The 17,746-nt window shown below is 71.4% G+C and carries 22 protein-coding genes; 1 reads left to right on the forward strand and 21 read right to left on the reverse strand.

Annotated features, from left to right (window positions below; all coding sequences use genetic code 11):
* Positions 1-8: 8 nt before the first annotated feature.
* The 9 genes from ACFHW1_RS04900 to ACFHW1_RS04940 form a co-directional block, all read right to left on the reverse strand.
* Positions 9-701 (reverse strand): hypothetical protein, encoded by a 693-nt coding sequence (locus ACFHW1_RS04900; RefSeq protein ID WP_416614899.1) that lies wholly within the window; start codon positions 699-701, stop codon positions 9-11.
* Positions 698-3,052, reverse strand: coding sequence for an alkaline phosphatase D family protein (locus ACFHW1_RS04905; RefSeq protein ID WP_416614901.1), 2,355 nt, complete (start codon positions 3,050-3,052; stop codon positions 698-700). Before ACFHW1_RS04905 ends, ACFHW1_RS04900 begins: the two co-directional genes overlap by 4 nt.
* Positions 3,053-3,072: 20 nt before the next feature.
* Positions 3,073-4,167, reverse strand: a complete 1,095-nt coding sequence (locus ACFHW1_RS04910; RefSeq protein WP_416614902.1) for a hypothetical protein — start codon at positions 4,165-4,167, stop codon at positions 3,073-3,075.
* An 18-nt stretch (positions 4,168-4,185) separates the two neighbouring features.
* Positions 4,186-5,037 (reverse strand): phage distal tail protein, encoded by an 852-nt coding sequence (locus tag ACFHW1_RS04915; RefSeq protein WP_416614903.1) that lies wholly within the window; start codon positions 5,035-5,037, stop codon positions 4,186-4,188.
* A complete protein-coding gene (locus tag ACFHW1_RS04920) occupies positions 5,038-7,728 on the reverse strand; it encodes a phage tail tape measure protein (RefSeq protein WP_416614905.1) in 2,691 nt (896 codons plus the stop codon).
* A 362-nt stretch (positions 7,729-8,090) separates the two neighbouring features.
* Positions 8,091-8,639 carry a hypothetical protein gene (locus tag ACFHW1_RS04925; RefSeq protein WP_416614907.1) on the reverse strand — a complete coding sequence of 183 codons (549 nt, stop codon included), beginning with the start codon at positions 8,637-8,639 and terminating at the stop codon, positions 8,091-8,093.
* 77 nt (positions 8,640-8,716) lie between these two features.
* Complete coding sequence (locus ACFHW1_RS04930) at positions 8,717-9,202, reverse strand: hypothetical protein (protein WP_416614909.1); 486 nt, start codon at positions 9,200-9,202, stop codon at positions 8,717-8,719.
* A complete protein-coding gene (locus tag ACFHW1_RS04935) occupies positions 9,202-9,435 on the reverse strand; it encodes a hypothetical protein (protein ID WP_416614911.1) in 234 nt (77 codons plus the stop codon). The genes ACFHW1_RS04930 and ACFHW1_RS04935 overlap by 1 nt, the downstream gene beginning before the upstream one ends.
* A 3-nt stretch (positions 9,436-9,438) precedes the next feature.
* Positions 9,439-9,795 (reverse strand): hypothetical protein, encoded by a 357-nt coding sequence (locus ACFHW1_RS04940; protein WP_416614913.1) that lies wholly within the window; start codon positions 9,793-9,795, stop codon positions 9,439-9,441.
* Between the two features lie 78 nt (positions 9,796-9,873).
* On the opposite strand from ACFHW1_RS04940, the gene ACFHW1_RS04945 reads away from it, so the two are divergent.
* Positions 9,874-10,050: a hypothetical protein gene (locus ACFHW1_RS04945; RefSeq protein ID WP_416614915.1), complete on the forward strand. Its 177-nt coding sequence runs from the start codon at positions 9,874-9,876 to the stop codon at positions 10,048-10,050.
* On the opposite strand, the gene ACFHW1_RS04950 is transcribed toward ACFHW1_RS04945, so the two are convergent.
* Genes ACFHW1_RS04950 through ACFHW1_RS05005 form a run of 12 tightly spaced genes read right to left on the reverse strand, consistent with a single transcriptional unit; the run spans position 10,047 to position 17,744 of the window.
* Positions 10,047-10,448 carry a hypothetical protein gene (locus ACFHW1_RS04950; protein WP_416614916.1) on the reverse strand — a complete coding sequence of 134 codons (402 nt, stop codon included), beginning with the start codon at positions 10,446-10,448 and terminating at the stop codon, positions 10,047-10,049. The two genes, ACFHW1_RS04945 and ACFHW1_RS04950, sit on opposite strands and share 4 nt — an antisense overlap.
* The gene (locus ACFHW1_RS04955) at positions 10,445-10,837 is read right to left on the reverse strand and encodes a hypothetical protein (protein WP_416614917.1); all 393 of its coding nucleotides are present in this window, start codon (positions 10,835-10,837) and stop codon (positions 10,445-10,447) included. Before ACFHW1_RS04955 ends, ACFHW1_RS04950 begins: the two co-directional genes overlap by 4 nt.
* Positions 10,834-11,232, reverse strand: coding sequence for a DUF6093 family protein (locus tag ACFHW1_RS04960; protein WP_416614919.1), 399 nt, complete (start codon positions 11,230-11,232; stop codon positions 10,834-10,836). The genes ACFHW1_RS04955 and ACFHW1_RS04960 overlap by 4 nt, the downstream gene beginning before the upstream one ends.
* Before the next feature lie 10 nt (positions 11,233-11,242).
* A complete protein-coding gene (locus ACFHW1_RS04965; protein ID WP_416614921.1) occupies positions 11,243-11,938 on the reverse strand; it encodes a hypothetical protein in 696 nt (231 codons plus the stop codon).
* Between the two features lies 1 nt (position 11,939).
* Positions 11,940-12,383, reverse strand: coding sequence for a hypothetical protein (locus ACFHW1_RS04970; protein WP_416614923.1), 444 nt, complete (start codon positions 12,381-12,383; stop codon positions 11,940-11,942).
* Positions 12,384-12,394: 11 nt separating this feature from the next.
* On the reverse strand, positions 12,395-12,970 hold the full coding sequence (locus ACFHW1_RS04975) for a hypothetical protein (protein WP_416614925.1): 576 nt from the start codon (positions 12,968-12,970) through the stop codon (positions 12,395-12,397).
* Between the two features lie 13 nt (positions 12,971-12,983).
* Positions 12,984-13,298 carry a hypothetical protein gene (locus ACFHW1_RS04980; protein WP_416614927.1) on the reverse strand — a complete coding sequence of 105 codons (315 nt, stop codon included), beginning with the start codon at positions 13,296-13,298 and terminating at the stop codon, positions 12,984-12,986.
* Positions 13,298-13,678: a hypothetical protein gene (locus tag ACFHW1_RS04985; protein ID WP_416614929.1), complete on the reverse strand. Its 381-nt coding sequence runs from the start codon at positions 13,676-13,678 to the stop codon at positions 13,298-13,300. The genes ACFHW1_RS04980 and ACFHW1_RS04985 overlap by 1 nt, the downstream gene beginning before the upstream one ends.
* 12 nt (positions 13,679-13,690) lie before the next feature.
* A complete protein-coding gene (locus ACFHW1_RS04990) occupies positions 13,691-14,545 on the reverse strand; it encodes a P22 phage major capsid protein family protein (RefSeq protein WP_416614931.1) in 855 nt (284 codons plus the stop codon).
* Between the two features lie 16 nt (positions 14,546-14,561).
* Complete coding sequence (locus ACFHW1_RS04995) at positions 14,562-15,179, reverse strand: hypothetical protein (protein ID WP_416614932.1); 618 nt, start codon at positions 15,177-15,179, stop codon at positions 14,562-14,564.
* A gap of 46 nt (positions 15,180-15,225) precedes the next feature.
* Entirely contained in the window at positions 15,226-16,239 is a 1,014-nt protein-coding gene (locus ACFHW1_RS05000; protein WP_416614934.1) for a hypothetical protein, read from the reverse strand.
* Between the two features lie 5 nt (positions 16,240-16,244).
* Positions 16,245-17,744: a phage portal protein gene (locus ACFHW1_RS05005; RefSeq protein WP_416614936.1), complete on the reverse strand. Its 1,500-nt coding sequence runs from the start codon at positions 17,742-17,744 to the stop codon at positions 16,245-16,247.
* Positions 17,745-17,746 lie beyond the last annotated feature (2 nt).

Raw genomic sequence — 17,746 nt, forward strand, 5'->3', positions numbered from 1 at the left:
GCCTCCCATCAGTAGGGCAGCGCGATCAGCGTGCGGCTCTGCACCGACGCCTCGCCGCCGTTGACCCGGTACCGGGCCGACAGGGTGTAGGCCCCGGCTTCCGGTAGTTCCAGCGGTCCACCCGGCCCGAGCAAGGTCGCGACGGTGCTGACCGCGCCGGTCGACTCCGCACCCGTCCAGGTCGCCGCTGCGGCATCCCCTGGGGTTGCCGAGTAGCCGCCCGGCCCGTCGACCTGGAATCCCATGTAGCCGGTGGCGGTCGGAAAGCCACCGTCGTCGGTGATGCTGATCCGCGCCGACACGAACACCAACATCCTGGTCGAGGTGCCGACCTGCACGGTCACCTCCGGGCCGGCGGCGTCACCCGGCGGCGCGTAGGAGGTGCTGGTAACCGAGGTCGCGCCGCCTTCCCGGTCGGCGCGTACGCCGAACGCGAGCGTCGCCAGCGACACCAGCTCATCGGTGGCCGGGTCGACCGCCGCCACACCGTGCGTGCCGTCCGGCAACTCGCCGACCTGCGCGACCAGCCGGCCCAGGTCGTCCAGGGTGCGGAGACTGCCGCCCCGGATCGCGATCCCACCGGCGCCGATAGTCGCGGCCTGCAGCCGGCGGCCGGCCTGCAGCTCTCGCATCTGCCGTTCCAGGTCCCGCAGGCGGCGCATCACGTCGCCTTGGCTCAGGGCCGCGTCCCCGACGCTCACAGGGTGCCTCCCGGCTGCCAAAGAATCGGCCGGATCAGTCCGGCCTGGATGTCGAGCTCCCAGCCGATGACCCGGCCGGTTCCGACAAGACCACCGGGGTGCCGATGTCCTTGTAGGTCCCATCCGACGTCGTCACCGAGTTGCCAGTCGACGTTGAGCCGTGGTGTCTGATCCCAGCGGGCGGTGATCTGGATCGTCGTGGCCCCGTCGCGGCGGAGCGCCAGTTCGGCGACGGCGTGTGCGTCGAGCACCGCCTGGTCGGTGATGCTGCTGCCGGGTGACCAGCGCCGCTCCCATCGGGCGCGGCCGGCCGGCACATCAGCGGCGGGTGTCGACTGCGGTCGTGACTCGCCCTCACCGGACGAGGTGGCCACGACGTGGTTGGCGCCGCGGCCGTCGCTGTAGTCCTCCGTGTAGGTGTAGGTGGCGTCGCTGCTGCCGACCGACGCGAACACCGCGTGCGGGGTGGCGGCGGCCTCGCCGATCCGGGACCGGACGCGCACGACCTTGGCCACCGCCTGCCGGGTCGGCGACGCCCAGTCGAGATCGACGGTCCACTCCGGGCCGCCCTGGACGGCAGCCAGCTCCCGCAGCCGGCTATAGACGGTTGCGTCGTCCTGGTCGGCGTAGGTCCGGTCGCGCAGCACCCCGGACGCCGGGGCGTCGACGTCCAGGCCGATGCCCTCGACCTGCGCGTCCGCGATCAGACCGGCCGCGATCACGGACGCCTGGTCCTGCCCGGTCCACGCGTGGTCGCCGACGTAGCGCCGGTCGAGGTAGCCCTCCAGCGAGACGCAGCCGAGCCGCAACGTCGCGTCGGTTCCGCCCTGCCGGGCGATCACGATCCCGGCCCAGGTCGGCACGTCGTTGACAACCGCGACCATCATCGTCTGCGCCGGGACAGTGGCCTCCTCGACCACGCCGATCGGCACCGCGCCGGGTCCGCCGAGCGGGATCGGCAACGTCAACTCCGTAGACGTGTACGCGCCGAGAACCCGCGAGATCCGGCCGGTGATCTCCGGCAGCTCGGCGATGATCCGACCCGAAACAAGGTCGCAGCCGAGCCACGTCACCCTGTCGCGGGGCACCGCCTGGGTGCGTGTGGGCGGCGGTGCCGGCGGCGGGGCGGATGCCCCGATCGTGTGCGTGTGGATGCGCCAGGGCGACGAGCCGATCATGCCCCGGTTGGTGATGCTGATCTGCGACCCGTCGTCGACCACGACGAGCTGGCCCCACTGGTTGCGGCCGGGCGACAGGCCAAGGTCGTAGTACGGCGCAGCGGTGAGCGTTCCGTACGACGAGTCCATGCTGCTGTACATGTAGACGGGCCAGCCGCCCCACGGGTTGTTGTCGCCCCCCGTGCTCATGCCCATGCTGTGCCGGTCGCCAACCAGCATGATCATCCGGTCGGCCCAGCCCAGATCCTGCAACATCGCCGTGACCTGGTCGCGCTCGTAGCTGTAGCCGCGCCAGTTGTCGCCGCCCGACTGCGGGTCGCCCAGCCACTCGACCGGATGGATCCACACCAGCGCGGCGGCGTCGGATGAGGCGAGCGTCGACTCCATCCAGGCCAGCTGCTCGCTGCCCAGCATGGTCTTGGCCGGACCGTCCGCATCGGTCTTCGGCGACCGGTAGTAGCGCGAGTCGGCCGCGATGAACAGCACCCGGCCGACCTGCCAGCTCTGGTGCACGCCCTCCCCGGGCAGGGCGTAGTGCGGCACCCGCTCGCGGTACACCTGCGCGGCCGCTGCCTTGCCGCTGTAGGTGCCGTCGCTGTCACCCGGCCCGTAGCAGTGGTCGTCCCAGACGTACTGCAGCGGCACCGCCCGGTACAGCTGCCCCTGCCTCGATGCCGCGCCCAGGCTGCCATTGAAGGTCAGCACGTCGTCGTAGGCAGTCCGGTAGTCAGCCGGGTCGCTGCTGTTGATGTCCCGGTAGTGCAGGTCGCCCAGGTGCGAAAACCACAACGGGTCGGAGGCACGGATCGTGTCGAAGACGGGATGGTCGCTCACTTGGTCGGTGATGTAGCCGGCACCGGGCGTCGACCCGACGTACCCCGCGCATGAACTCGCCGCGAAGGTAAAGGACGCCGGGTCGCCCAGCACCGGGTGGGTTCGCAGCTGCCCCGACCAGTCGGTGTCGACCACCGAGTCAACCTCGACCGCCCACCAGTACCGCGAGTCCGGGTCGAGTCCGGTGACCTCCCACGACACCATGCCCTGCGCGTCCGGGCTGACCGGGCCGAGCCACGTCGGGCCGGTCAGGCCGACGTTGTCGGCGACCGCCAGCCGCGCCGACGAGCCCGAGACCTTGGCCCGGACCCACGCCCCGGCCTGGGTAGTCGCACCCACCCAGGCGTGCGTGACCGCCATCAGAGCGGACCGAGGTAATCGACCGTCAGCGTCGACGACGCCTGGGTGGTGCCGCCCTGGACATCGAGGTCGCCGCCGCTGGTCTGCGCCACCCTTACCTCGACGTAGTCACCGACCGACAGCTGCACCGTCGCGGCCGTCGGCGTGCACCAGGTCTCATTCGTCCCCGGCTCGTCGATCTGCCGCGACCCGACCACCGACGACCCGTTGAGCCACAGCCACGCCATGCGGCGGCCAGTGGTGTCGAACTCCCATTGCACCCTCGCCTCGACCCGATAGAACCCCGCCACCGTCGCCGTGTACCGCGACGGGTTGGTGCCGTTGTCGTGGCCGGCTGCGGTGTCCCAGTCCTCGGCGTTCCAGTCCACCGTAGTGTCCGTGTTGTTCGTGATCGCCTGGCCGGCGGTGCGCCGCAGCCGGGCACGTGGCACCGTCCGCCGCGCGATCTCCGTCCACGTCGACGACCCGTTGTGCACCTCCAGCACCCCGGCGTCCTGCCGCCAGCGCATCGCGCCGTCGTGCAGCCCCGACGACGCACCGGTCAGCTCGGCGTCGGTGCGCACGGGCAGGATGCCACCGGCCGCCACGGTCCACGGCGCGTCGACCGTCAGTGTCGGATCGCCGCCACCAGAGGCGGGCACGTCGATGAAGCCGAGGCGCACCGCCCCGGCCGGCGTCGACGGCGCGGTCGGCGACCCGGCAGGGGTGCCAGTGATCAGCTCGGTGACGGCCTCCCGGTCGCCGGAGCTGTCCTCGTCGTCGTCGTAGACGCGCAGCACCACGATGTCGACCCGGGCGTTGGTGACGTCCGCCGGATCGAGCTCGTGTGTCTCCTCCAGGTGCGCCACGGTGTACGGGCCACTCGTCGCGGTCAGGCCCGGATAGACCACGGCCTGCAGGTCCCGCACCGTCACCGTGGTGCCGGACAGCGACAGCACCGCCGACCCGCCCGGCAGCACACCGGCGCGCGCGCCCAGGCGATCCGCCTCGCCGCCCTTCCACCAGGCGGCGCCGTCGAGCCGGCGCAGCTCCACAGCCGCGTACGCGGGGCTACCGCCGTCGGCGTTGATCCACTTCGGGTCACTGGCTGCCACGACGCTGCCCTCTCATCCTCACCACCATGCCGACCGCCATGTAGCGGTCAGCGTCGACGTGCCGTTGTACTGCGCCGCGTCGTACCGCAGTTCGCTCGTGCCGGGCGGCACGATCGGCCAATCCCCGGACGCCACCCCCCGGCGGCTCGACGTGCCGTTGAGCAGCACCGTCCGCGCCCGCGTGTCGATGTCCAGCCACTGCCCGGTGCCGAGCTCGATGTCCACCGTCAACACCTGCGGGTCACCGGTCGCGGGCACCAGCGTCACCCTCGGCGTCACCGCCGGGCCGTCGACCCGCAGGATCAGCCCCACGTCAGCGGTGCCCGAGTTGACCACCGTCATCGCACCCGACGACCGGGTCGCGCCGATCGTGACCGGCACAGTGAACGGCGCCGTCAACCCGCCCGACCACACCGGCAGCCCGGTCGAATCACTCGACTCGTCGCCGGCGTACACCAGCGGATCCAGTGCCACCAGGCCGAGCCGCACCCGACCCCGACCATCCGCGATCAGATGCAGATCCGGCTCCGCCATCCGCGGCCGCACCCACATCAGCCGCTCGACGCCACCCAGCGCCCAGCGCAGCGGCACGTCGGTGTGGCTCGGCGCCATCGCCGCCGCCAGCTGCTGCCACGCCGTCAGCCATCCGGCCGTCGACGCCGGCTGCGCCTGGATCATCAGGCGCAGCGGAATGGCACGCTCGTCGGCCCACTCGACGCCCGACCAGGACCCGTTGGCCCACGCGCGCGCCCCGGTCTGCGTCGCCCTGGCCGCGAGCGCCAGCGGGTTGCTGTCGGGCGACAGGTTGTACGGCGTGCCCGGCCCGAGCACCAGGTCGCGGATCTGGATCTGCCCCTCGGCCAGTGGCACTCAGATCGCCCCCTGCCAGGCCAGCTCCTGCTCCACCTGGCGCAGGCTGAATCGGTCGCTCCAGGCTTGGACGGTCACCGACTCGACGATCACCGGCCGCACCTCCGCCGTCGGCTGCTGCTGCCCCCAGCTGACCTGACCGCCGAGCCACTTGCTGACCACGTGCTCAGCGATCGCGCGACTGCGGTCCATGTCGCCGTTGCGCGGGATGAACGCCTCGCCGCCGGTCGCCGGCTCACGCCAGGCGTACAGCGTCTGCCCCGGGCCCCACGTCGCTGCCTCCCGCAGCAGACCGCTCTCGGCGTGCTCGACGATGCCGCCCCACCGGAACTCCCGGTGGCCGCCGCGCGACGTCTGCGATTCGGCGATCAGCCGGGTGTAGACCGTCTTGGGAATCGCATTGAGCCAGTCCGTGTAATTGCGGATGACCCGCATTGCGCCGTCGGCTCCGGTGACCTGCACGTCGGTCGCGGCCTTGCCGGGGATGTCGCGGTACGTCTGGATCAGGTCGTCGACCTCGTCCTTCGTGAAACCCGCCTGCAGCATGCTCCGGCGCAAGCCGTCGATGTCCTTGACGTATTTCCGGTTGGCCTCGTCGAGGCTCATGCCATGTTCGTGGCGGCTGTCCCGCAGGTCCTTGATCGCGTCGATCTGGTCGAGCACCGCGCTGCGGTTCTTGCGCCCCTCGACGGTGTTGACGTCGAGAGATCGCGCGCCCGACTGCAGCTCTTCGCGCAGCTCGATCAGGCCCTCTTTGTAGGCGATCGTCGCCCGGTCCAACGACATGGCACCGTCGAACAGCTTGTCGAACGCGTCGTTGAGATCGGCGATGTCCTTGGCGGTCTCGGCCGCCGCATCACCCACACCGCCGATCGAATCAGCCGCGTCGCCAGACCCGGCTGCCGCGTCCTTCGCCGCCTGGGTGTAGCCGGGGAACAGCTCAGCCAGCTGTTCCGCGCTGATCCCGGCCTCCTCGGCGCGGCGGCGGATCTCGCCGAACTGGGTAGCCGCCGCCTCGCTGTTGCCGCCCTGCACCAGCTGCGTCAGCGCGGCGTCGAGTGCCTTGGTGCGGTCGAGCGTGTTGACCATCGAGTCGTCGATCAGGCGCATCGTCTGCACCAGGCCGCCGAGCGTCTCGATGTTCGCGGCCTTCTCCAGGTCGGCCAAGCTGTTGTTCGACAGAACCTTGATGTCGTCGGACAGCTGCGCCAGGTCCTCGCCGTAGATGCGGGCCAGCTCACCGGACGAGCGTCCGGTCTTCGCGAACTCCTCCATCGACTTGACCAGCCGGTCGATGTCGGCCGCCGCGTCGGAGAAGCCAGCCGCGACCGCGCCGACGACCTGCAAGCCGGCGAACGCCGCGGCCGCGCGGCCGCCCCACTTCGTGGTCAGCTCCAGACCGCGGGCTGCCCTCCGGCCGGCCGGGCCGACCTCGCGCAGCTGGGCGGTCACCTCGGCCGTGGTCGACCGCATCTTGATCCACGCCGCAGCACCCAGCAGCGCGGCGCCGGTCAGCGCGGTCATGACGACGGCGGTGCCGCCGATGGCCGGGTGCAAGCCGCCCAGCTGCGCGACCAGCGCCTCAGCCGCCTGCACCAGCCAGCGGAGGCCTTCGGTCGCGCCGGAGCCCGAGGTGATAGCCAGGGTCTCCAGCTCGCCGGTCAACCTCTCGATGTCGCCGATCAGGTTGTCGGTCTTGATCCGCGCGGTCTCGGCCGCGTATCCGGCGTCGTCGACCTTGTCGATCCACTCCTGCACGCCGTCGGCACCGCGCTCGTACAAGATGCTCGCCGCCCTGATCGCGTCTGCGCCGAAGATCGTCGCGAGCGCCGCGTTTCTCTGCTCCTGGGTGAGCGTGCCCAACTGCGTCTGCAGCTGGCCCGCCAGCGCCGTGATGCCCACGAAGTTGCCGCTGGCGTCGTAGGTCTGGATGCCCAGCTCGCGCATCAGGTCGGCGGCCTCGCCGCTGGGGTTGGCCAGCATCAGCAGCGCCGTCTTGAGGCTCGTGCCGGCGTCGCTGCCCATGAGGCCGGCGTTCGCGAACGCCGCCAGCGTTCCGGTGGTGTCCTCCACGCTGAGACCCATCTGTGCGGCGACCAGGCCGCCCTGCGACAGAGCCATGCTCAGGTCGTGCACCGACCCCTGCGCCTTGCCGGCACCGGCGGCCAGCAGGTCCGCGATGTGCGTGACGTCCCGGCCCTGCAGCTTGAACTGCGTCATCGCGCTGGCCGCGGTCTCGGCCGCCTCGGCGACGTCGAGCTCACCGGCCGCCGCCAGGGCCAGCGCGCCGTCCAGGCCACCACCGAGGATGTCCGCCGCGCTCACGCCGGCCTTGGACAACTCGGTGATCGCGCCCGCCGCCTCGGTGGCGCTGTACGCGGTGTCCTTGCCGGCCTGGATCGCGGCCTCTCTCAACAGCTCCATCTGCTCGGCGGAGGCGTGCGTCGCCGCCTCCACACCCGACATGGCCTTGTCGAACCGTGCGGCCGACACCACGGTGATGCCGGCGAGGGCGACCATGCCGGTGCCGACCCGGGCCGCCTGGTCGGCGACCGCGTCCAGAGACCCGGCGCGCGCAGCCTTGTCGAGCTCGCCGGCGAAGTCGCGGGTGGCCCGGTTGGCCTGCTTGATGCCGGCGACGTAACCCGCCACCTCGGCAGACAACCTGACTCCGACGGTGCGTAGCGCCACGCCCTACCTCCGTCTCTCGGCCCGCCACAGCAGCGCGCCCGGTTGCGGTTGCTCGCGGTACGCCTGCTGTGCGATCTCGACCGCCGTCGTGGCGTGGCATCTCGTCGGTGGCGGTACGGTGTACGCCCCGTCGGCCGAGGCGTCGGTGCACTCGTCCAGGTCGCGGCCGCAGTGCGGACATCGCGACGCCCGCCACTCGGCGAGCGCCTCCAGCCAGGCCGTGTCGTCGTCGGACCACTCGCTCTCACGAGTGGTGACGCTGCGAGCCAGCCGGCCATCTTCGTCGTACTCGTAGACGGTGGTCTCGGTCGGCTCCCACCCGTCGAGGCGGCGCGGGCTGATCCCGAGTCGTTCGGCCGCCTCTACTCGGGCTCGGAGCCCCGGAGAACTCTGGAGGCGGCGGGCGAGAAAGGGACGTCCACATCCCTGCGGTTGAGCCCCCAGGCGGCATCCGCCAACTCGTCGAACTGACGGTCGGTCAGCCGCTCGTCGAGCAGCAGATCCCAGTCGCTGGCGTCGAGTTCCGGCTCGACCACGCTCGCGCGCACCAGGGCGTCGAAGAACGTTTCGGTGTTGACGCCGATCGCCCGGTCTCGCTCGTCGACCTTGCCGGCGTCGTCCTTGCGCGGCGGGTGCGCGGCGATGAACGCCTTCCACCTCGGGCGCGGCATCGCCCGGAGTCGGAAGTCGATCGTGTGGTCCTGCATCTCGACGCGCAGCGCCTCGATCCGCTCGGCGATCTCCCGCATCCCGGACCCGCCGGCCAGCGAGTCACTGGCCCGCCGGGTCGCCTCGGCCAGCTGCCGCTCGGCCAGCTCGTGCTCCGCGACCAGGTCCGCCTGCAGGCAGACGGGCACGGTGCGCTCCGGCAGCCGCCCGCCCCTGATCAGCGCCTTGACGTCCTTGCTCATGTCGTCCCCATCGGCCCCCATCGAGACGAGCAGCCCCGGCCGGGATGGGGACCGACCGGGGCTGGCTGACGAGTGGATCAGGCTGCGACGACAGCGTCTGGCTCCGGCGGGGCCGACACCATGGTTGGCACCTCGTACCGCATCACCGTGTTCGCCTCCGGTGCGAGTTCCTTGCGGCGGCCGCAGATGATCGGGTACACCTCGACCTGCTGCGACGCTGCCCACGCCGTGGTCTCGGCGATGCCGCGCCGGATCACGATGTGGCCGGTGGTGGCCCGGGTCAGCGTCGACCGGATCGTGTCCGCTCCGACGGTCTGCTTCTTGAGCCGCAGCATGGTTCCGCTGTACGCGTCCCTGCCGATGTTCTTCGTGTCGAAGGTGGACGCGAGGCTGGTCGTGTCGACCTCGGCGGTGGTCGCCTCGTAGCCGACCAGTCCGTCTGCGGTCAGCGTCGACTGCAGCAGGATCCCGGCGTTGAGTTCGGCCACGGTCGGGGCCGCAATGTTGGCGATGGAGGCCACGAAGGCCACCCGGACATTGCCGTCGGCGAAGACGTCGGCCATCACTGCTCCTTAGTCGATCCGCGACGGGCGCGGGTGGTCGTGGGCGGGGTGTCCGCCGAGGCGGCGGCTTGCTGTTCGCGCCAGGCCAGGCCTTCGGCGACGGCCGGATCGGGCGCGGGCGGCGGCGGATCGGACGGGACCCAGCCGCGCGACCGCCAGTCGTCGACGGCCGGCACCGGGCATTCCCAGTAGCCGCCGGTCTCGGCGTGGTGCAGCCAGACGTGGGTGTCCATCGCTCAGTACCGCAGCAGTTGGACGACGAAGCCGGCGTTGGTCGTGTCCGCGCCGACGTCGCACAGCCCGTCGGCCGGGTCCACGTTGTTGGGGCCGATGAACGCGACGTGCGTCTCCCCGTCGGGCACGGTCACGGTGGTGTAGCCGTCCGCTGCCGGATTTCCGGCCGGCGTCCGGCCCGGGTCCTGCACCCGGAACTCAAGCGGGCCGCCCGACGAGTTGGCCACGATCGCCACCACCCCGCGCGAGCCGATCACGCTCGACGCGATCGTGTCCGGGCTCGACCAGGCGCTGATCTGGACGGCGGCGGTCTGCTCCGCGCCGGCCGCCGTCACGGTCTGAGCGGTCAGTGCCGCCATGATTGTCTCCTCTGCGACAGAGCCCCCACCCGATCGGTGGAGGCGAATGGTTGCGCGGTGCCCGTACGGTCGACGGCCATGGATGGAGATGCACGCAGGACCGGACTGGGGCGCGGACCCCGGATTCTCATCGGCATCGGTGCCGGGTTTGTGGCCCAACTCGTCGTGGGGCTGCTGGGTGGCGACCCGGCAGCGGCCCTGGTCGTCTGGGTGGTGGTCGCCGTGCTCGTGTGGGCCCTGCTCGGTCGGCGTTAGGCCGGCACCGACTCCAGCCGGTACACATCCACGGCCGACACCAGCGGACTGCCGGTCTCCTCGTCGCTGCGGGCCGGCTGCCCGTCCTCCCGCCGGATCGGCATGCACGACCGGCCCGCGATCGTCGGGCGGACGTCCAGCAGTGCCGCGCGTACCCGTTGCCGCACCGCCCGGACCGCGACGCCGTTGCTGCCCACGCTGTGGATGTAGCCCCGGGTGACGTGGCGCTCCGAATCGCCGGTCAGCGGCCGCGAGTCGGGCAGCTCCGGATCACTGTCGTCGATGTAGACGACGACGTACGGCGGCACCGTGCCCTGCGGCACCGGCCCGTCGATGACCGTCAGCTCCGAGTCTGCGCGCAGCAGGTCGAGGATCGCGTCGGCGTGCGCCTGAATCATCGACCCTCCAGCAGCCTGGCCGCCAGATCCGTCATCGCCCGCTCGTAGCGGGGGATTTCCTCGTCGACGGCCGGGCGGATGTGCGGCTCCGGCGCGTTGTGGATCGTGCCGAACTCCAAGATGTTGCCGAGTGCGCCCTGGCGCTTCAGCTTGTCCGGGCCGATCTCGGCAACCGGGCCGCGCAGGCCCTGCATCATGTCGTAGCCGATGCTGGCCGGGTATGCCGGTGCCCACCGCGAGCCGGCACGTCGCTGCCTGGCGCCGTTCTTAATGTTCAGCGCGCCCTTCGCGACCACCTTCGTGGCTTCCTCCGGCGCGGCGCTGACCGCCTCGTCCAGCCGGAGCACCCACCGGTCGACGTCGCGGTGGTCGACGCTCATCGTGCTCACGAGGTCCGCTCCTCACAGCCGAGCCGCCGGCTGGTGGCGTGAGACTTGTGCGCCAGATCCCGGACGACCAGCACCCGGCCGGTCAGGTCCGCGTCCAGCGCACCAGCGCCGAGGACCACCTCGTCCTCGGCGCGCACACCCTCCGACCCGACGACCGGGAGCTGCACCTCCAGACGCAGCATCAGCGCGTAGTCCTCGGCGGCGTCGACCGGTCGGGCCTGCGCGCCGGGCTGCTGCACCCGGCATGCGCCGGAGTAGATCGTGCTGTACGTCGGCGTCACCACGCCCGTGTCCGGACTGGTCGACTCACCGACCCGGCGGCGGATCACGCAGCTGTCCACCATCAGCGCCTCGGCGGCACGGCGGCCAGCGGCCAGCGCGGATGCAACAGACACGGGCCACCTCCTACGGGCGCGAGACGATCCCGGTGTTCGGCCTGGTGACCGTGCCGGCGTCCGGGCGAGACACTGTGCCACTGGCGGGGCGGATCACCGTCCCCGCCGACTGCCGCAGCGACACCCCCACGGCCGGCAGTATCGCCGCGAGAGCGCCCCTGACGGTGAGCGTCGCGGCCAGTGATCCGGCGGCGGCCGGCAGCGCGACGGCCAGGACGCCGTCGACGGTCGCGCCCTCGATGATCGGGCTGACGTGGTAATTGGCGCTGTTGCCGGACTGAATCGCCGGGAACTGGGGCGCCGTTGCCAGCCAGCCATTGGCTGACCCGGCGGTCAAGATGCCCTCGGTTACCGGCCAGCCGTACGAGGTGGTAGCCACGTACCGGTTGGGGGTGTAGATCGACGCCCTGTAGCCGACCGACGCCGAGAGCGTCGGCACGTCCACCTGGTCGAAGTAGATGTTGAGCTCGGCGCCCTGTTCGGTCGTGATCGTGAAGTCCTTGAAGGCGAGCAGCTGCTCGTCCGAAACGCGCCAGACCGCCGCCGAGCAGGTGCCGGTCGGCGCGGTGTCCGGGACCCGCCACCGTACGCCGAGGCACGGACAGTCCTCACCGGCCGCGAATCCGAGCGCGAGCGTGTAGTCCTCGCCCGGGTCGATCAGGTCCGGCGAGGCAGGCTCACCGAAGTCGAACCACACCTCGGCCACGTCAGGCTCCGGCAGGCTCGGCCGGCATCGTCAGCTCTCCGCCGGTGATCTCCACCGTCAGCCCGGTCGTGATGGTCACCGTCGCCAGCGTCAGATCGCCGTCGCCGCCGGTGGCAGTCACCGACCCGTCGAGGATGCCCAGCCCGGTCGAGCCGGCCTCCGTCGAATCGAGCAGCCGGAACCAGCCGGCGGTCCCGGATGCGACCGCCGTACCCGACGGCACCGGGTCCACATCCAGCGCGGCCTCAGCACTGGATGCCGCGGCGAACGCCGGATCGTTGAGCGTGACCGTGGCCAGCAGGGTGCCGGTCGCCGCCGAGCCGGGGCCGGCCGGCTGGCTGCCCGTGTAGATGCGGATCACCCCGGCACCGGACCCGCCGTCAGCCAGAGCGGCGATCGCGTCGGCGGCGGCGTTGCGAGCGGCGGTGGAGATACGGACGGCCATGACGCTGCCCCCTATCGCGACATCGTGACGTGGGCACCGGTGCCGTAGGCGTCGGCGATCGCGGCCCGCATGTCCTCGGTCAACTGCATCCGGGCATCCACCTCCGCCCGCCTCGGCGCCCGGTAGTCGTCGATCGCCTCGCCGCCGAGATCGCCGGCCGGGTTGGAGTAGCCCGCCCGGGCCAGCGACAGCGTGCAGTCGCGGGCCAGCTGCAGGTACTGCGACCCGGTGGTGTACCCGTGCGCGTAGGTCACCGCCACCTGTGACGGCCGCCACCACAGCGGATTCCAGCCGACCAGCCGCCAGAGCTGCTGCGCCGTCAGCGTCCAGTCCGTGATGGCGACGCCGTTGAGGGTCACCGACGACACCGACCGCACCGGCAACTGCGGCAGCGCCAGGAACCGGTCATCGCTGTACGGCATCACGTCGATGACGGCCGTACTGGTCGCCTCGACGATCCGCTGACCGCCCGCCGCCCGCTGCACCTTGGCGGTCGCCAGGTCGAGCAGCAGGTCGGCGGTCGCGGCGTCCAGGTCCTGCTGGAGCAGGGAGGCGAGGTCTTCCGGCGTCGCGAGCTGGTCAGCCATCGCCCCCGCCCCCCTACTTGCCGTACCGGTCGACCAGGTCGGTCTTGGTCATCGCCTCGGCGTCGTCCAGCGGCAGGTCCGGGTCGACGTGGACAGCCCACGCCACCCACTCCGCCTTGGTCGCCTTGTCCGCCGGGCGGACCGGCGCGACCACGCCGTCCGACGGGGCGTGCACCGCCCCGTCGGCGTCCGGACGCCACTCGGATCCGTCGGCGTTGACCCGCCGAACCTGCCCCTTGGCGAGCTGCTGCGCGACCGCGGCCGGCAGCGGCAGCCGGTGGGGCCGCACCCGGGCGGCGGTGGCCAGGTACACGATCTCCTCGGACATCACTGCGCCTTCGGAACCAGCAGCGCGGTGATCCGGCCGCCGCCGTCGCCCTCGGCCGACGGGGTGACCAGCATGCTGCCGTCCGCCTGCAGGAACCGGCCCGACTCGAACGGGCCCAGGTAGGCGATGTCGTTGTCGGCGAGGGACGTCGTGGTGAAGTCGCCCAGGCCGGCGGCCAGGGCCGGCGGGTTGTCGCCCGCCGACACCGTGACGGTGACCGCGCCGCCCGAGGCGTTCTCGACGCGCAGGATGGTGCGCTCCGGAACCGCGTCGGAGATGCGCATGCCGTCGCCCTCGAACGCGGTGCCGGCCCCGTTGTTCAGGTCGGCAGACTGGCCGTTGGCGACCAGGCTGGTGTACGGGAGTGCCACGATTGCCATGCTGATCTCCGATCAGGTCTGCGAGACGGTGGCGCCGGCGAGCGCCTCGGGGCGGATGACCTTCGCACCCCACAGGTGCAGGCCCTTGACGGCGTCGCTGAACGAGGACTCCGGCCGGTACGCCTCGACCTTGTTGATCTGCTCGGCGTAGCTGATGGCCATGTCGCCGCCGCCCGCCAGCACCTCGTAGTCGTCGCCGGTCGAGTTGACCACGTTGTTGCTCTTGTAGATGTCGAAGCCTGCGGCGCGGCCGATGAAGCCGTTGCGCAGCGTTTCCGTGGTGCCCGACTTCGACGCGTCGACGAACCGGTCGTCGCGCTGCGCCCGGCCGTGCAGCCACGGCGGGACCACCGTCCAGCGACCCTCCGTCGGCACGTCGGCCTCGTCCAGCAGCACGCCGAGCGGCACCAGGACGTCGTCGTAGAAGTCCTCCGGCGTCGCAGCGGCGACCGCGACGGTGCCGAGGTCGTTGCCCGACGGCACCGAGGTGTAGAACGCGGCGATGTACCGGTCCACCTCGTCGCGCAGCTTGTAGGCCGCGCGCCGCATTGCCTCCGGCATCACGTTGCCGGCCGCCTGCCGGGCGTTGACGTCGTCGACCTTGAAGGCGAAGAACTTCGCCTGGTCGACGCTGAGGGTGCGCTGCGCGTCGGTCAGCTCCTCCGGCGTGATGACCGTGGAGTTCGGCGTGTAGTTGCCGATGGTCGGGTCGGAGATCGAGGTGATCCGCACGGTGTCGCCCGCTTCCGAGATCTCACCCTCGTAGTCGCGGTTGGCGATGCCCGGCTGCGCGAACACGAGCGACTTGCTCAGCGCGGTCAGCAGCCGTGCGGCCCAGATCTCCGGGATGAACCGGTCGATGGCCATGGTTGCCCCTTCAGGGTCAGGTGTCGACGCCCATCAGGTCCGCCAGGCGGCCCTCTTCCTGGGCCTTGACGATCTGGGCGGGCGTCATGCGCTTGAGGTCTTGCCGGGTGAGCTGGTCGGGCTTGGACCCCTTGCGGGCACCGCCGTCGGCTGAGCCGGCGAACCGCTTGTCGGCCTTGGCGGCCAGGTGCGGCTTCTTCTTCAGCAGGTCGTCCAGCGCCTCGGTGATGGCGTCGGTGTCGACCTGACCGTCGTCGACGAAGTCGTCGACCCGGGCGGCCAGCAGTGCGCGGGCATCCTCCGGGTCGGCGAACAGCTTCGCTGCCTTCGCCTCGACCTTGTCCAGGGCCCGGTCGCGCAGCACCTCGGCGCGGGCCTCGGCCTGCGCCTGCTTGCGAATCTCGTCCGGGTCGACCTGGTCCTCTTCCTCGCCCTTCGGCGCCTTCAGCTTGGCGAGCTCGTCCGCGAGAGCCTTGCGCTGGTCGCGTTCGCGCTGCCACTTCGCCTTCATGGCGTCGAGGGCCTTCTTGCCCGCGTCGCCGAGCTGGTCGGCGCCGTCCGGCTCGTCGTCGACCCGATCGGCGTCGACGTCGTCGGTTTCGGGCTTGGTGCTGTCGTCGTCCTGGTCGGACATGTGGTGACTCCGTTGCGGGGTCGGCCGACGCCTTGCGCGTCGGTGGTCAGGTGATGTAGCCGTGCCTGCGCAGCAGGCGCACGGCGTCCTCGCGGTCATCGGCGACCGCGAGGATCGTCTCCGGCATCAGCCGGGGCACTCGCGCCGAGCGGTACCGGCCGCCCCCGGCCCGGGTGCCGGTCTCCCGTGCGCCCAGCCGGCGGCCGGCCACACCGCGAGTCGTAACGCCCTCGCTGGTGACGTAGACCCGCTGGCCGAACGCGTCGACCGCGACCAGGCGGCGGCGCCCCGGCGGGCCGGCGGTCGACATGCCACGCCTGGCGTTCACGACCTGGTTGATGTCGGCGCCGAGCCGGATCGCCTCGGCACCGGCCGCCGTGAATGCCCGATCCTGCTCGGCGGCCGACAGGCTGTCGAAGTACTTGCGCGGGTTGGTGCTCACGTCCTGACCGGTGTCCTCGCGGGCCGGCACGTGTGTGCAGTCGCAGCGCGGATGCCGGTCGAAGCCGCGGTTGTACCGGTACCAGCGCCCGGCCAGGATCACGCAGCGGGAGCACGAACGGCCGACCAGCATCCGCCGGTAGCCCGACACCGCCGGTCGCGCCGTCAGCGCCACCTGGTCGGCGGCCCGGCCCGCGTCCGCGACCTGCGTGCCGACGATCATCCGCAGCGCGGCCTCACCACCGGCAAGCGCCCGCGTCGTCGAGGTGCCGCCCTGGATCGCCACCAGGCTGGTCACGACCGGCCGGTACAGCAGCGACGCCAGGTCTCTGCCGTCCGACGCGACACCGGTCAGCGCGTCGACGACCACCCGGCCCTCGGCCGCCGTCGGCAGGCCCTGCTCGACCAACGCCGCGCTGACGTAGCCACCGGCGGCGCCAGCGGCGAGGCGTTGCGCGCCGACCAGCGCGGCCAGCACCGCAGGTAGCAGTGATCGCCACGACGCCGCGATGCTGCCAGGATCCACCCGGCGCCATGTTTGCGACGCCACCCGGTCGACACCACGCACCAGCCGCTCACGGTCGCGGTAGTGCTCCAGCGCCACGCCCTGGAGGCTCACCGCAGCTACTCCGGCGGCGGTGCGTCGGGCGGCTGCGAACCAGCCTGCGCGCGAGCCAGCTCGGCGATCGGATCCGCCCGACGCTCGGCCTCGCGCATCTCCAGCAGGCGAGCCACCTCCGGCTGCGACAGCCCGTACCGCTCGGCCAACCAGGCGAACGGGAACCCGAGGCTGCCCAGCTTGAGCAGCGCGTCGGCCCGCTGCGCCTCGCTGTGGTTCTCGGCGTCCTTCCACTGCGTCACACCGAATCGGGCCTGCCGGGCCAGCTTCGGCTGGTTGCGCACCAGCGCGAACAGCCTGAAGACCTCTCGGACGGCCGGGCCCAGGAACAGCTGCATCTCCCGGACCTTCATCACCAGGCCCGTCTCAGCGGCCTTCATGCCCTCCGCGTTGACGTTGACCATGCCCTTGCCCAGCACCAGATAGTGCGGCGGCGTCCGGGTCTGCGCGGCCACGTGCGTCACACAGGTTTCGATCACCGGCGTGAACGCGGCCAGGTTCGCGGCGTCCCACTGGCCGATCTTCGTGTTCTGCCCGGTCAGCCACAAGATCCGGTCCTCGGCCAGCTTCTTCAGGTCGACCGTGCGTTCGCCGACCTTCTGCCCGTTGTCGTCGAGGATCGGAATCTTCGGCGGCTCCTGGCCCATCACTACCCGCGCCGGCATCGACGCCGAGTCCGCTGCCGTGAACAGGTACGCCCACAGCAGGTTGATGGCGTCCTGCATCGCCATCGTGCCGGCGATGTCCGACAGCGGGTCGCCGCCGAGCATCGGCCGGTTCGGCATCTCCACCATCGGCACCACGCCGATGGGGTTCGTCATCGGGTTCGGGTCAACGCCCGCCCGCGGCTTCCACGCGCCGCGGTCGACGGCCGGCACCACCAGGCCGGACGTGCGAGCGAAGAACTCGCCCGCGGTCGGCGGGAGCCCAACCAGGTCGACCGGCGTCACGTCCTGGTACGGCCGCTCCCACTTCCACACCTCGTCCGGCGTGTACAGTGTCGCGAATTCCGTCGACCCGTCGTGCCACGTCTTCAGCGCGGCAAGGCGCTGACTTGGCCGCTCGACGTCGTAGGCGATCGCGACCTGATCCGGCCGCTCCCACGTCGCCACCGGCTCGTCGTCGTCGTCGCCCCACACCAGCACGAAGCTGCGCCGGGAGATGATCGACGCCAGCCACCCCTGCGACGACTGGGCTTCCATGTCGTTGGCCTGCCAGTCCCGCCACAACGCCTTCTCGTCGTCCGACCGGCCCGGGTCGTCGTCGAGGCGGAACCCGTCAACGCGCAGCCGTTCGTTCGGGCTGTTGCCGACCGGCGAGCACCAGTTGTCGGAGAAACGCTCGTACCGGGCGGCGTGGTACTCCCGCCACTTGTCCGACGCGAACCGCAGCGGCTGCTTGCCGCGGTAGTACTCGTCGGCGCGCTGGACGTCGGCACGGCGCCCGGCGATCACGTCGTACAGGGCGGCGACCTGGGCGAGCGCCTCATCGGAGGTCAGTGGCACGT

This window comes from Micromonospora sp. LOL_014, assembly GCF_048060245.1.
In the GTDB taxonomy this organism is placed as follows: domain Bacteria; phylum Actinomycetota; class Actinomycetes; order Mycobacteriales; family Micromonosporaceae; genus Micromonospora_E.